Raw genomic sequence first — 14616 nt, forward strand, 5'->3', positions numbered from 1 at the left:
TCCTCTATCCCCCGTTTCGAAAGCCGCGCACGAGGCGCGCGACGTGTTGAGCCCTGGGCCTGGGCGTCCTGACGAAACTCAGCCATGCTCGGCCCGCAAGCGCGCCTTGTCGATCTTTCCGGTCGTCGCCAGGGGCATCGCCGCCACGCGCACGATGGCGTCGGGCAGCCACCAGGGCGCGACGCGGGCGCGCAGGATGTCGAGCAGCGCCTGGTCGGCGATCTCGGCGCCTTTGCGCGGCTGGATGACCAGGATGGGGCGTTCCCCCCATTTGGCGTGCGCCCGGGCCACGACCGCGACCAGCGCCACCTCGGGCAAGGCGCCGATGATGGCCTCGATCTCGACGGGATTGATCCACTCGCCGCCCGACTTGATGAGATCCTTGGCGCGGCCGGTGATGCTGAGATTGCCCTCGTCATCAATGACGGCGAGATCGCCGGTGTCGAACCATCCGTCGGCGTCGACGGCCGGTTCGTCATAGCCGAAATAGCGCTCGATCACGGCGGCGCCGCGCACGCGCAGCCGCCCTTCATGTCCTCGCTGCCGCGGCAGCGGCGCCCCGTCGGCGTCGGTCAGCAGAAGGTCGACGCCGATCGGCGGACGTCCCGACTGCGAGGCCTTGCGCACCGAGGCTGACGCCGGAGTGACGGCCCCTAGAGGCGACAGCTCGGTCATGCCCCAACTGGTCTGGACCTTGACCCCCAGGCGCTGCTCGAGACGGTCCAACAGCGCCTGAGGGGTCGGCGATCCGCCCAGCATGATCCGCTGCAGCGACGGGACCTGCTCCCCCGTCCGGTCGAGATGATCGACCAGGCCCAGCCAGACCGTCGACACGCCGGCCGCCACGGTGACGCCCTCGGCGTTGATCAGGCCGGCGAGGCTGGGCCCGTCCTGGTGGCGGCCGGGCAAGACCAGCTTGGCCCCCACCGCCGGCCCGGCGAAGGGCAGGCCCCAGCCGTTGGCGTGGAACATCGGCACGGCGATCAGCAGCGAGTCCCTCGCGCCGAGGCCGGCCGCGTCGGCCTGCAGTTGGTGGACGGTGTGCAGGTAGTTGGAACGGTGGGTGTAGGTGACGCCCTTGGGCGCGCCGGTGGTGCCGGAGGTGAAGCACAGCCCGGCCGGCGCATTCTCGTCGAACCCGCCCCAGTCGGCGTCCTGGCCCAAGTCCCGCAGGAGATCCTCGTAGCGCCAGGCGACGACGCGCCCGCGGCTCGGCAGCGAGACTTCGGCGCCAGGCTCTTCCAGCACCACGACATGCTCGAGCGTGGGACACAGCGCGATCAGCGCCTCGGCCAGCGGCGTCAGGTCGGGGCTGATCACCAGCACGCGGTTGGCAGCCTGCCCGATCATCTCCGCCAGATGCGCGGGCGACAGTCGCGGATTGAGCGTGTGGCAGACGATCCCGATCCCCACCGCCCCGTACCAGCACTCCATATGCGCTTGGCTGTTCCAGGCGAGCACGGCCAGATTGTCGCCCGGCTCCAGGCCCAGCGCCCGGAACGCGCCCGACAGCCGGTTGCTGCGATCCCTCAGCGCCGAATAGCTGGTTCGGGCCCCTGCCCCGCCGCCGGTCACGACCTCGACGGCGCCGTGCCACTTGGCCGCGTGCTCGATGAAACGGTCCAGCGTCAGCGCATAGGGCTGCATCGCGCCGGCGGGCGAGGCGGTGTTCATCGTACGTCGTTACTCATTGACTGGGCGCCGGATCGGTCGCCGTCCGGTCGCGGATCCCGATCGAGAGATCGCGCCATAAACCCTTGAACCTATTTCGTTTCACGACCCTGGCGGATCGCCTCGAAGCCGGCGGCCATGAACCTGGCCATGTGCCGCCGGATCGAGACGAAATCGTCGGACGAGCAGAGTCCGTGCGACAGCTCGTCGAGACGGCCCGTGCGCGCCATGTTGTGGGTCATCGCGCCGGACACGAAGTGATAGCCCCAGAAGATCGTCTCCTCGTCGCAATCGGGCATGGCCTTCTTGAGCAGATCGATCAGCGCCAGGACGACCGGATTGAAGTACTTGGTCATCTTCTCGGCGCCCCAGCCGGCGGCGCTGTTGGCCTGAGCGCTGATCTTGCCGAACGCCAGCCACTGCTCGGTGTCGTGGATCTGCACGTTCAGGTCGGTGTCGATCCAGGCGTGCAGCGCGCCCTCGACCGTGACGTTGTCGCCCACCTCGTCGGCATAGCGTCGCATCGCGTCCAGACGATTGCGCGCCGAGATCGGCGCCCGCCGCGCCCAGACCGCCTCGTAGAGGCTGTCCTTGCCGTTGAAATGGTAGTGGATCAGCGTCGAGCTGACGCCGACGCGCGCGGCGACGTCCTTCAGCGTGACGCCGTGATAACCGAACTCGGCGAACAGCTGCTCGGCGGCGTCGAGGATGCGCTCGATCGACTCCTCGCGGACCCGCGCCTTGTGGTTTCGGGTGCGAGGACGTTCCGCCGCCGGCGCGTGGTCCGGCGTGGCTTGATCTGTGCTGCTCATCGGTTCCCCGGTAGCTGTTTGGCGACGGGGACGTCAACGCGTCCCTCCTGGTCCGCCGTCGGCGGTGGGAAGGCCGAATAGCCGATGTCGTACCGCCAGGCGCGCGCCTGCTGTCGCCGGCCCGCGACCAGACCGTCGGCCCAGGCGAACGCGGCGGGCTGAAGATCGCGCTCGGCGGATGGACGCTCATGGATGTCGAGATAGGCGCGCTGGTCGACGGTGTAGCGCGGCCAAGGCGTCTCGCCCGCGGCGGTGGGCGCGCCGTCGCGGACGAACGAGGCCCAATAGCCGCTCATGGCGTCCGACAGCCGCGTCTCCTCAACGGTGAGCGGCGGGCGTGGCCAGTTCGGTCCGATCGCGGCCGACGGCCCGACCTGGCCGAAGACGTAGGGCAGTTCGCTGGCGTGGAAGGCCGCCAAGTCGCGAGCCCGCTGGGCCGGCGTGCTGTGCCGGAAATAGTACAGGTACGCCGGCTGCCCGACCTCCGCCTGCTGGCGCGCCAGATACTGGGCGGCCCAGCCGTAGAGGCCGTCGCGGACCGAGGCCATCACATCGGCCCTCGGATCGGTCCCGGGATAGACGGCGAGATAGGGGTCGGCCTGCGCGCCGAAGCGCCGCCGCACGTCGGCCTCATAGGCGGCTTGGCTGTCGGGCGCCTTGGGCATCAGAAAGAGGAGCGAGCGGATCTCGCCCTCGTTGAAGCCGGCCAGGACGGGGACCTTGGCCTGTTCGCCGCGCGCGAAGGTCTCGGCCAACTGCCGCTTGAGCACGACGCCGTCGATGACCGGCTCCGGCGCCCATCCGGTCTTCAGCCCCGCCATGAACAAGGTCGCCGGATCGGCCGCGCGCAACGCGGCGGCGTCCGATGCGCCGGCCGCCGCGCCCAAGGCCGCGCCCGCCGTCTCGGCTGAAGTCAGGCCCAGGGTCTGATCGTGCAGCGCGCGATAGGACGGCATGTAGCCGCTCTGCACGATCGCCTTGTCGAACAGCCCGCGCGCCTCGGGGCTGGCGAGCAGCGCGATCACGCTGAGGCCGCCGGCGGACTCGCCGGCGATCGTGACGTGCTCGGGATCGCCCCCGAACGCGGCGATGTTGTCGCGCACCCAGCGCAGCGCCTCGATCTGGTCCAGCAGGCCATAGTTGCCGGACAGACGCCGGGGGGACTCCGCGCTCAGCGCCGGGTGGGCCAGATAGCCCATCAGGCCGAGCCGATAGTTGATCGAGACGAAGACGACGCCCTGCTGGGCGAACTTGACGCCGTCGTACAGGGGCTCGGAGCTGCCGCCTCCCGCCAGCGCGCCGCCATGGATCCAGACCATGACCGGCAGCTTGCGCCCGCCGGTCTTGCCTGGATCGGCCGGAGCCCAGACGTTGAGGGTCAGGCAGTCTTCGCTCGGCGACGCGATGCCGCCGGAATAGAGGCCGGTCGGCGATTGCGGAGGCTGCAGGCAAGCCTGCCCGAACTCCTCCGCCTGACGCACGCCGGTCCAGGCCGGAGCCGGAACGGGCGGCCGCCAGCGCAGGTCGCCCACCGGCGGCTTGGCGTAGGGCACGCCCTTGTAGGCGACGACGCCGCCGGCCGGCGCGGCGACCCCTTGCAGGTCGCCTTGGCGCACGTGAACCCGTGGCTGGATTTCACGCGCGCCGACCGGGGAGGCGGCCGCCGCGAGGCACAGGCAGGCGACAAGCCCCCGTCCGTATCCCCGCGCCTGTCGAGCCAGCGCCTGCCGAAACCTCGTCATGACCGTGCTCAAAAGTCGTAGCCCACCCGAAGGCCGAACGTGAGTGGCCGCAGGATCGCGTCGCGGCTGTAAACGAAGGCTTCGGGATGAATGTAGACCGTCGCGCGGCTGTTGCCGAGGTTCTCGACATAGAGGGCCGTGGTCAGCTTGCCGAACGTCAGGCCGGTTTGCAGGTTCACGTAGGTGTAGCTGTCGGTGTAGCCGTACAGGGGGCTGACCGTGGTCTTGCCCGGCGTGTTGGGGAAGCCGTTGGGGAACGAGCCGACGTGCTGGATCTGGAAGCTGCTGAACCCCGTGACGTCGTCGCCCAGGTCGTAGCTATAGACGCCGAAGAACGATCCCTGCACATGCGGCGAGGCTAGCCGCGCGCCATCCACCGCGCCGGAGATCACGGCCTCCTGCGGGGTGAGCTCCGTCACCTTGGCGCCGTTGAGCGAACCGTTCAGCCCCAGCACCAGCCCGCGGACCGGCGCGAGGGTGACCTCCGCCTCCAGCCCCTTGCTGGCGGCGCGGCCGACATTGGTCGCGAACTGGATCGAGTCCGACTGGCGGTTGGCCTGAACCTGGATGTTCTTCCAGTCGATATAGTAGGCCGCGAGGTTGGCGCTCAGCTTGCCGTCCAGCCAGCGCCCCTTCAGACCGACCTCATAGTTGACGAGGTTGTCCGAGCCGGCGCCCGGCGGAATGATCAGGTCGCTCGGGGTGACGGTGCTGACGCTGCCGGCGCGCGAATTGTAGACGGGCGTCCGGTAGCCGGTGGAGACGGTGGCGTAGGTCGTCAGGTCGCGCGACGGCTTGTAGGTCAGGCTGGCCTTCCAAGACGCCTTTTCGGCCGAGGGATATTTCGTCGTCGCCGCCGAGCTGCGCGTGATGGCGAGCGGTCCGGACAAGCCCAGCAGCGCATAGGTGAAGTAGGCCGTGTTGAAGCCCGGATAGGTGTCCACCTTGCCGCCGTACTTGCCGTAGCGCAGGCCGCCGGTGGCCGACAGCTTGTCGGTCAGGTGGTAGGTCAGCTCGCCGAAGCCGGCCAGTTCGTAGGTGCGGGTGTCGGCGCCGAACTTGGAGAAGGTCGCGCCCGGCAATCCGGTGAGGCCGCGGGCGGTGAGATAGGCCGCGCTGGACCGGTTCTCGCCGTTCAGATCGGTGTCGCGGTGCAGGTAGAAGCCGCCCGCCACCCAGTCGAACTTGCCGCCCGGATCGGAGGCCAGCCGCGTCTCCTGGACGAAGGTCTTCGATTTGAAGCTGTCATACAGATAGAACGGAATGGCCAGGTTGAAGGTGCCGGCCAGGTCGACGTTGAACAGGCTGTCGGCGATCGAATAGGTCGATGAGCTGGTCAGGCGCGCGCCGTCGAACTGGTAGTCGAGGGTCCCGTTATAGACCTGCGTCTTGGACGTGTACTGATCGGGGACCGTGCTGTAGCGCTTGCGGTCTCCCAGCGACGGCGAGGTCAGCGAGGAGTCCTTGGGATCGCTGTCCTCGTAGGACCCGAGCAGTCGGACGCTGAGCCGGTCGTTCGGCTTCCAAAGCAGGATCGCGCGGCCGCCCCAGTCGGTCAGCGCATTGGAATTCTCGACCCCCGTCCCGACATTGTCGACGTAGCCGTCCTCGTTCCGCGAGAAGCCGACGATGCGCAGGCCCAGCGTGTCCTTGGCCAGCGGGATATTGACCATGGCGTTGTAGCGCTGGCGCACGCCATGGCCATCCGGCGTGAAGCCGAGGTCGGCCTGAACCGAGGCGTCGTAGTCCTTCAGGTCGGGGCTTTTGGTCAGGACGCGCAGCGCGCCCGACAGCGATCCCGACCCGAACAGGGTGCCCTGAGGGCCGCGGAGGAATTCGACCCGCTCGACGTCATAGAGGCTGGGATCGAGCGTCACCGTGTTGCCGATCGTGCTGAGCGGCAGTTCGTCGAGATAGATGGTGGTCGTGGTCTGCAGTCCCGCGCCCCAGCCGTTGGTGGAAATGCCCCGAACGGTGAACCTGACGTTGTTGTCGCTGGCCTTGTTGAGCACGACGCCGGGCGTCTGGCGCGCGATCCCGTCGAAGCCGACGATGCCCTTCTGGGTCAGTTCGGCCTGCGAGAAGGCCGTGACGCTGAGCGGCACGTCCTGAAGGCGCTCGCTGCGGCGAGTCGCGGTGACGATGATTTCTTCGAGATTGGTCACGGCCTTGGCGGTGGTCGCGTCGGTCTGCGTGGAGACGGTCTGGGCTGCGGCGGGCGCGGCGGCGGCGACCGTCAGCGCGAGCAACGACACCGTGTAAGCTAATCGGCTCATTTTTTCCTCCCCTGTCGCTGCCGCGCCTTGATGGCGCTGTTCGGCGAACGAGGGACCATCGCACCGTCGAGATATGGGAGTCAATACTGACTGCCGCGTAAGTCAGTATTGCATCTGACAGCCGCCCCGAGGATCTGCTCCGCCGAACGAGAACGCCGCTTTCGTTCAAGCCAGCGGTTCTCGATCATGGCCTTGTCGGCGCCACGTCGACGTTCAAGGAGACCGCCATGAAGATCGTCAGAACCGGATCGGCCGCGTGGAGCGGCGGCATCAAGGACGGCAAGGGTTCCATCTCGACCGAGAGCGGCGCCTTGCAAGCCTACCCCTACGGCTTTTCCAGCCGGTTCGAGGGCCAGCCCGGCTCCAACCCCGAAGAGCTGATCGCCGCGGCCCATTCGGCCTGCTTCACCATGGCCCTGTCCCTGGTGCTGGGTGAGGCGGGCCTGCGCGCCGACCAGATGGACACCTCCGCCAAGGTCACGCTCGAACAGGTCGAGGGGGGCTACGCGATCACCGCCTCGCACCTGACCCTGAAGGCCAGGATCCCCGGCGCCGATCAGGAGACTTTCGAGAAGCTGGCCGCCGGCGCCAAGGCCAACTGCCCGGTCTCCAAGCTCCTGAACGCCGAGATCACGCTGGATGCGGCGCTGGTCGACTAGGGGCCCGCCCGCAGCGGCGAGGCCAGCACGATGAAGGACGATCCGTGAGCCGATACAGCTTCCTGGACCTCGCCACGTCGGCGAGCGTGAGATCGGCGCAAGCCGAAATGGGCGTCGACCATCTGTGGACGCCCGGGCAGGTCGATCGACAGTTCGAGGCGTTCACCGCCAACGAAGAGGCCTTCATCGCCGCGCGCGACAGCTTCTACATGGCCAGCGTGTCGGAAAACGGCTGGCCGTACGTCCAGTACCGCGGCGGGCCGGCCGGCTTCTTGAAGGTCATCGACGAGACCACGCTCGCCTTCGCGGACTTCCGCGGCAACCGCCAGTACATCAGCGTCGGCAATCTGGACGCCAATGACCGGGTGGCCCTGATTCTGGTCGACTATCCCCGACGCGCCAGGCTCAAGATCCTGGCCCATGCCGAGCGCCTCACGCTCGACGCCGACCCCGCGCTCCTGGAGAAGGTCGTCGATCCCGGCTATCGCGCCAAGCCCGAGCGGATCTTTCGGCTGCGTCTGGCGGCGTTCGACTGGAACTGCCCCCAGCACATCGTCCCCCGGTTCACGGAGGCCGAAATCGCGCGCGCCGTCCAACCGCTTCACGAAAAGCTGGAGGCGCTGGAGGTCGAGAACCGCGCCCTGCGAGACCGTCTTCAGCAGGCCGAGCGCTGAACGGGTACGACGGGCCGCCCTTACCGCCGGGGAGCGTGAAAGAGGAACACCAGGACGCGCTGGGCCTGGTCGGCCGAGAAGTTGTCGTCGGCCATCAGCACCAGAGTCCTCCGCCCCGCGAGGCTCGCCCCCCAGGCCATCGCCTCCAGGTTCACGGCCCCGCCGGCCACCCGATCGAAATTGACAAGGAGCCGCTTGGTCAGCACGCGCGGCGCCGGACCCGCAAGGCTGGCGCGGCCGGCGACGTCCTGCGCCCCCGCAATGTCCACCAGGTAGAGTCGACAATGGAAGCTGAAGCGTCCCTGCGCGTCCTCGACGCCCGAGCGCTCCAACACCAGCAGCCGGCGATCGTCGACGGCCAGGATTTCGCTGATCCCATTGTCGCCCCGACGCGCCGGCGCGGCCTGGATCGGGTCCAGGCGATAGGCGTACTGCGCCGAGACGCGGCCCGTCCGGTCCAGGCGCGTGATGCGCGTCAGACCGCCCTGGGCCACGCTGCTGGCCGGACCGTCCTGGATCAGAGGCCCCTCCATCGCCAGCCACAGCCATCGCCCGTCCGGCGAGAAGCTCAAGCCCTCGAAGGTCTGGTTGAGCCGCGCGCCATGAGCCCCGGCGGGATCGAAGCCGAAGGCCGGCGGACTGGGCACGGTCCCCGTCCATCGTCCCGTCCTGTCCATGCGGCCGATGGCGGGATCGAAGCCGCGCGGCGCGTCGCCCTCCCGGCTCCAGACCAGATCGCCGGTCTGGGGATCGATGCGCAGAGCCTCGGCGTCAGCCCGCTCGCCGGCGTCGGCGGTCCCGGGAAAGGTCGAACCATCCTCGCGGCGCAGCGGGATCTGGCGGACAAGCCTCAGCCCTTTCACGCCCCGGGCGTCGTAGTCCAGACGGCCGACGAAGAAGCGGGCCGGCGCCTTGGCCGACCGATCGTCCGAGATCATCAGCCACTCGCCGGTGCGGCGATCGTAGTCGACGCCCGAAATTCCGCCCAGCGGCGCGCCGTCGATCGCCAGGTCCTTGGGCAGGTCCAAGGCCCCGAGCAGATTCAGGCTCAGGACCAGGCCGAGGAGCGCCCCCCAGCTCACGAAAGACCGCTCGCTTTGAGGACGCGAACGGAGTCGCGCGCGATCAGTTCGACGTTGAACACCACCCGGCGGCGCGGCTCGCCCCGGGCGGCCATCCGGCGGATCAGGGTCTCGACGGCGGCGGCGGCCATGTCTTCGACCGGCATGTCGATCGTGGTCAGGGCCGGCGTATGAAGCTGAGCCCAGGGGATGTCGTCAAAGCCGACGACCGAGACGTCGTCGGGCACGGTCAGGCCCATGGACCGGATATGGCGCATGGCCCCGATGGCGATCAGGTCGGCGCCGGCGATCACCGCCGTGGCGGTCCGGGTCTCCAGCGCCTGGGTCACGGCCGGCTCCAGGTCCAGCGAGAACGCGTTGTGGACGTGCCAAGCCAGGTTGGCGCGCTCGCGGATGGTTGCGATCGCCCCCTCGGCGCGCTGGCGGGCGCTGGAGGCGGCGTGGGGGCCGGAGATCACCCCGATGTCGACGTGGCCCGCCGCGATCAGGTGCTCGGCGGCCAGGCGACCGCCTTCGGCATAGTCGGCCTGGATGACGTCGTAGCCCGGCAGGTTGCGGTCCAAGACCACGGTCGGCACCCCTTCGATCAACCTTCCGATCGGGCCGTCGTCGGCGATCGGGAACCAGATGACGCCATCGACGCCGTGGTCCACCAGCAGGCTGACCGCGCGTTGCTCGGCCTCGGCCGACCCTTCGGTGTCGGTCAGGAAGACGCTGTATCCGTGAGCGCGCGCGGCCTGGATCACCACCTGGGCCAGGCTGGGGAAGAAAGGGTTGGTCAGGTCGGGCAGGATCAGGCCGATCGCGCCGGTCTTGCCGGTCTTCATGGCCTTGGCGCTCTGGTTGGGGCGGTAGCCCAGCTCGGCGGCGACCTTCAGGATGTGCTCGCGCGTGGCCTCGCCCACCGAGCCCGCGCCGTTGATGGCGTAGGAGGCGCTGGCCAGCGACACCCCGGCGGCCTTTGCCACCTCCTTGAGGGTGGCCCTGCGGGGCGGGTCGTGCGGCGTCGGGTCGGACTTGGCCATGCTGGGATTCCGTTGCTCACCTTGGAGGTGAAAGCTTTCAGGCCAAGCGTCAAGAACGGGATCGGGGCGGACCTCGCGATCCGCCCCGCACGAGACGCCCAACAAGGGGAAAGGGCGCCTCGAAACGTGGTCTAGAACCGCGTGCGAACCGAGACGGTGTAGGTGCGCGGCGCGCCGACGAAGTAGCGGTCCAGGGTGCGGTTGTTGGGCGTGGCCGCCGTGTAGCCGAACTCCGGCTGGGTGGCGGTCGAGCCGCTGACCGCGCCGATGTAGTCTTCGTCGAACAGGTTATCGACGTTGAACTGGAGCCGCAGGTCAGGCCCGCCGGCGCGCTTCCAGTCGTAGGTCGCCGTCAGCCCGACCAGCGTGTAGCCGTCGATCGTCTCGACGCCGATCTCCTGGAAGGTGGTCGGGGCCACGATGTGCCCGCCGACGCGGTCGCCGACATAGCGGACGTTGGCGTCGAGCTTCAGCCCCGCCAGCGGCTTCCAGCCGATCTGGCCGAAGACGCTGTTCTTGGGGATGTCGCGCACGCCCGCCCCGCCGATCACGGCGACCGCGGCCAGGGCCTTGCGGGCGTCGCTGCCGGCGGCCGGATCGTCGTGCTTGGCGTCCTGGCGCGAGTACGAGCCGTAGAGGTCGATCGCGCCGAAGTCGTAATAGCCGGTCAGCTCCACGCCCTTGGTCTTGATGCCGGCGATGTTGACCGCCTTGGTCGCGACGTTACCGCGGACCACCTCGTCAGGATCCAGGGTCGCGGTCGGATCGCGCGGAACGATGCCGACATTGTTCTTCAGGTCGACGTCATAGGCCTGGATCGAGAAGGCCAGATTCGGCTTCACGTAGCGCAGGCCCAGGTCCAGGTTCGTCGTCTCGACCGGGTCGAGGTCCTTGGGATTGATCACCGCCGTCGAGCCCAGGAAGGCGTCTTCCGGAATGCCGGCGAAGTTCTTGGCGTAGCCGCCGAACAGCTCCCAGTCCTGGGCCAGTTGGTAGGTCGCCCCGAGCTTGGGATTGATGTCCGAGTGCTGCGAGAACTTGACGTTGGCCTTGTACTCCAGCGGCGACTTGGCGTCGTACTTCACGTCGTACCAGGTCAGGCCCAGATCGACCTTCAGCCTGTCGTCCAGCAGCCGGACCTCATCCTGGGCGTACAGCATGGTGGTCTCGACCGAGGCCGAGCGCTCGTACTCGACATAGTTCAGCTTGGAGCGGTCGTAGGCGATGCTCTGGGCCGAATTGACGATCGGATAGAAGTTTCGCCGCTCCGTGGAGTCGCCGCCTTCCCACCAGCCGCCGAACCGAAGGGCGTGGCCGCCGAACCGGGCCTTGAGCTCGCCGGTCACGCCGTAGCGATCGCGGTCGCGCGGCGTGACCCGCATGTCGGCCGGGCCTCCGACCACATTGCTGTTGCGGATCGTGGTCAGGGTCGGCCGCACCGCGCCGCCGTTGACGTTGTAGCCGGTCACCGCGCGCGGATTGCCGCCCGTCAGGACGCGCTGGCGGTCCTGGTAGCGGAACGACTCGCCCTTGAGCGTCTGATAGTACGGATTGACGTCCAGGCTCACCGCGTCGCTGAGCACGAAATGGCTGTTGGCGTAGGTCAGCCAGTCCTTGCGCCAGCCGCCCAGGGCCCCGCCGAAATCGATGTCCTTGGCCGGAACGCCGGTGATGGCGTCAAGCGCGCGGTCGCTGCGCGGCGCGGCCTCGAACTCGCCCTTGGTGACGATGTTGAAGTCGTTGTCGGTCTGGTCGTTGTACGAGACGCGGGCCTTCACGAACGAGCCGTTGTCGAAGGCTTTCACGACCTTCAGCTCGTAGTGGTCGCGCTCGGAGCCCCGGCTGTCGCGACCGGCCCAGACGTCGTTTTCATGGTGCGAATAGGTCAGGTAGCCGGAGAGGCCCGGCGCGATCTCGCCGCTGTCGACCCGGCCGTAGATCCGGCGGAAATCGAACGAGCCGGCGCCGGCCTCGATCGTCGCCCCGAAATCCTTGCGCGGGGCGTCGGTGACGAAGTCGATGAAGCCGCCCAGGGCGAAGCGCGACGGCGCGCCGATGTCGCCCGCGCTCTGCGAGACGGTGATCTTGCCGATGTTGCTGCTTTCGATGAACCGCTGCGGCGGCGAACCGCCGTTGAAGCGGCTGTCCCCCGTGGGGATGCCGTCCAGCGTCAGGCCGATCTGCTCGTCGCCCAGGCCGCGCATGTAGATCTCGAACGAGAAGCTGCCGCCGCGGGCGTCGCCGGTCGAGACCTGCACGCCCGGAACCTTGACCAGGGCCTGGGTGATCTCCGCGCCCAGCGGACGCTCCTGGATGTCCTCGGCGCCGAGGGTGAAGGTCGCGCGCGCCAGACCCGAACCGAAGCGTTCGGCGGTCACCACGACCTCATCGATGGTTTCGGCCGCGACCGGTGTCGCGGCGGGCTGCGCCATGGCGGGCGCAGCCATGACCAGGCACAACGCGCTCGAAGCCAGCCAGATGGACGTCTTCATGTTCAAAGCCCCCTCAAGTCCGCCTCGGCGGATGCGGTACTATTTAGTGAAACGTTTCATATCCGAGTTCAATGACAATTTCATCACAAGCCGCCGCGCGCTCTCCGGCGCCCAATCCCATACCATCATTCGTCATTTCGCGAATTTTCCGGGCAATTGGCGGCCAGATCGTCACGGCGCGGCCTGACAAGCTGGTGGCGCGTGACTCCGGATTGCGCGCTATTTCCTTGAAACGTTTCACTCTATAGAGTCACCGCACGCTGGGTCGGAGGGGACATGCCGGACAACGAAACCGCGCGGGCGCTGCTGGGCGTCGTCGTGTTCCTGGGGATCGGCTGGACGCTGTCGGAAAACCGGCGGGCCCTGCCCTGGCGGCCCGTGCTCGTCGGGCTCGGCTGCCAGATCACCCTGGCCCTGCTGCTGACCAAGATCCCCGCCGTCACCGCCGCCTTCGCCGCCGCCACCCATGCGGTCGACGCCCTGCAGGCGGCTTCGCGCGCCGGGGCCAGTTTCATGTTCGGCTATCTGGGCGGCGGCCCCGCGCCGTTCAGCATCGAGGATCCCGGCGCGGCCTTCATCTTCGCCTTCCAGGCCCTGCCGGCCATCCTGCTGGTCGGCGCGCTGTCGGCCTTGCTGTGGCACTGGAAGGTGCTGATCGTGGTTGTCCGCGCGGCCGCCTGGGCGTTCGGCAAGCTGTTCGGGGTCAGCGGCCCGGTCGGGGTCTCGACCTCGGCCTGCGTGTTCCTGGGCATGGTCGAGGCGCCGCTGCTGGTGAAGCCGTTCCTGCCGCGCCTGTCGCGCGCCGAGATCTTCATCATCATGGTCGACGGCCTGTCGGTGATCGGCGGCTCGATGATGATCGTCCTGGGCTCGCTGATCTCCGCCAAGGTGCCCAACGCCTTCAGTCACCTGCTGATCGCTTCGCTGATCAGCACCCCGATGGCCATCGGCATGGCGCGGCTGATGATCCCGGGCGAGGCCGCTCCGGGCGCGCCGGGCGCGGCCCGGGAGCCGATCGTCCTGGCCAGCCCCTATCGCAGCAGCCTGGAGGCCCTGACCTTCGGCACGCTGGACGCGGTGAAGATGGTGGCCAACATCGCCGGCCTGCTGATCGTCTTCGTCGGCCTGATCGCCCTGATCAACATGGGACTGGCGGCCCTTCCCCATGCTGGAGCGCCGCTGACGCTCGGCGCGATCCTGGGTTGGCTGCTGACGCCGATCGTCTGGCTGACCGGCACGCCGCTCTCCGACCTGCAGGCGGTCGGGGCGATCCTGGGCACCAAGGTCGCCGCCAACGAGGTCGTGGCCTACAGCGACATGATGGCCCTGCCGCCGGGCGCGCTCAGCGACAAGAGCCTGCTGATCCTGACCTACGCCCTGGCCAGTTTCGGCAATGTCGGCAGCGTGGCGATCCTGATCGGCAGCCTGTCGTCCATGGCCCCGGAGAAGGTCGGCGAGGTGGTCGAGCTGGGCTTCAAGGCCCTGGCGGCGGCGTTCCTGACCACCTGCCTGACCGCCACGATCATGGGCCTGATCAGCGCCTAGCCGCCAGCAGCGCGCGGGCCGCGGCGATGCCCGCATCGGCCGCCGCCCGGGGCGATCCGCCGCCGACCAGCACCGCCAGGGCCGCGCCCGCGAAGGTGTCGCCCGCGCCCGTGGCGTCATCGACGATCAAGGGCGCGACCGGCAGGTCCGACACCGCGCCTCCGGCCTCGACCCGCACGCCCTCCGCGCCCCGGGTCTCGAACAGCATCTGACCGACAGGCCTTGGGGCCGCGCGCGCCGTCTCCAGCCAGCCGCGTTCGCCGGCGTTGCAGAACACCACGTCCGCACGGTCCGCCAAGCGCGCGGCGAGGTTCGGTGGAAAACAGGCCGGATCGTCCTTGGCGATCCAGGCCAGGCGGGTGGCGGGCCCCACGAGATCCAGCAGCGCGCCGAGTTCCTCCGGCGGCCCCGCCGCCACGACCAGCCACGCGGCGCCGGCGGCGATCCTCCGCTGAGCGTCCGTCAGCCGGCAAGGCCCCGACCGCAGCAGGCAGCCGTAGGTCCCGTCGGCGTTGTAGATCAGCAGGCAGCGGGTCGACGGCGCGCCGGGGGCGACGGAGACGCCATCCAGCGTGACCCCCGCCGCGCGGCAGGCGGCCAGATAGGTCTCGCCGTCCTGGTCGTCGCCGATCCAGGTC

The 14616-nt window shown here is 68.7% G+C and carries 12 protein-coding genes; 3 read left to right on the plus strand and 9 right to left on the minus strand.

The genetic code is table 11. The annotated features are described in order from the left end of the window. Window positions 1–78 precede the first annotated feature (78 nt). The 4 genes from WAL33_RS16610 to WAL33_RS16625 form a co-directional block, all read right to left on the minus strand. Window positions 79–1674, minus strand: coding sequence for an AMP-binding protein (locus tag WAL33_RS16610; protein ID WP_422182632.1), 1596 nt, complete (start codon window positions 1672–1674; stop codon window positions 79–81). A gap of 89 nt (window positions 1675–1763) precedes the next feature. Next, a complete protein-coding gene (locus tag WAL33_RS16615) occupies window positions 1764–2483 on the minus strand; it encodes a TetR/AcrR family transcriptional regulator (protein WP_422182633.1) in 720 nt (239 codons plus the stop codon). After that, window positions 2480–4225: a carboxylesterase/lipase family protein gene (locus WAL33_RS16620; RefSeq protein ID WP_422182634.1), complete on the minus strand. Its 1746-nt coding sequence runs from the start codon at window positions 4223–4225 to the stop codon at window positions 2480–2482. Before WAL33_RS16620 ends, WAL33_RS16615 begins: the two co-directional genes overlap by 4 nt. An 8-nt stretch (window positions 4226–4233) precedes the next feature. After that, a complete protein-coding gene (locus WAL33_RS16625; protein WP_422182635.1) occupies window positions 4234–6501 on the minus strand; it encodes a TonB-dependent receptor in 2268 nt (755 codons plus the stop codon). Window positions 6502–6728: 227 nt separating this feature from the next. On the opposite strand from WAL33_RS16625, the gene WAL33_RS16630 reads away from it, so the two are divergent. Continuing rightward, window positions 6729–7160, plus strand: coding sequence for an OsmC family protein (locus tag WAL33_RS16630; protein WP_422182636.1), 432 nt, complete (start codon window positions 6729–6731; stop codon window positions 7158–7160). A gap of 44 nt (window positions 7161–7204) precedes the next feature. Continuing rightward, window positions 7205–7834 (plus strand): pyridoxamine 5'-phosphate oxidase family protein, encoded by a 630-nt coding sequence (locus WAL33_RS16635; protein ID WP_422182637.1) that lies wholly within the window; start codon window positions 7205–7207, stop codon window positions 7832–7834. Window positions 7835–7854: 20 nt separating this feature from the next. Here WAL33_RS16635 and WAL33_RS16640 read toward each other — a convergent pair whose 3' ends face one another. The 4 genes from WAL33_RS16640 to WAL33_RS16655 all read right to left on the minus strand — a co-directional run bounded on the left by WAL33_RS16640 (window position 7855) and on the right by WAL33_RS16655 (window position 12674). Further along, window positions 7855–8916 (minus strand): esterase-like activity of phytase family protein, encoded by a 1062-nt coding sequence (locus tag WAL33_RS16640; RefSeq protein WP_422182638.1) that lies wholly within the window; start codon window positions 8914–8916, stop codon window positions 7855–7857. Further along, the gene (locus WAL33_RS16645; protein ID WP_422182639.1) at window positions 8913–9941 is read right to left on the minus strand and encodes a LacI family DNA-binding transcriptional regulator; all 1029 of its coding nucleotides are present in this window, start codon (window positions 9939–9941) and stop codon (window positions 8913–8915) included. The genes WAL33_RS16640 and WAL33_RS16645 overlap by 4 nt, the downstream gene beginning before the upstream one ends. 131 nt (window positions 9942–10072) lie before the next feature. Then, window positions 10073–12433, minus strand: coding sequence for a TonB-dependent receptor (locus WAL33_RS16650; protein ID WP_422182640.1), 2361 nt, complete (start codon window positions 12431–12433; stop codon window positions 10073–10075). A gap of 43 nt (window positions 12434–12476) precedes the next feature. Next, entirely contained in the window at window positions 12477–12674 is a 198-nt protein-coding gene (locus WAL33_RS16655; protein WP_422182641.1) for a hypothetical protein, read from the minus strand. A 35-nt stretch (window positions 12675–12709) separates the two neighbouring features. Between WAL33_RS16655 and WAL33_RS16660 the strand changes: the two genes are divergently transcribed. Continuing rightward, on the plus strand, window positions 12710–13978 hold the full coding sequence (locus WAL33_RS16660; RefSeq protein WP_422182642.1) for a NupC/NupG family nucleoside CNT transporter: 1269 nt from the start codon (window positions 12710–12712) through the stop codon (window positions 13976–13978). On the opposite strand, the gene WAL33_RS16665 is transcribed toward WAL33_RS16660, so the two are convergent. Continuing rightward, on the minus strand, window positions 13968–14616 hold a 649-nt coding region (locus WAL33_RS16665), incomplete at its 5' end, for a carbohydrate kinase family protein (protein WP_422182643.1). The two genes, WAL33_RS16660 and WAL33_RS16665, sit on opposite strands and share 11 nt — an antisense overlap.

It is taken from the genome of Caulobacter sp., assembly GCF_049283275.1.
Taxonomy (GTDB): Bacteria; Pseudomonadota; Alphaproteobacteria; order Caulobacterales; family Caulobacteraceae; genus Caulobacter.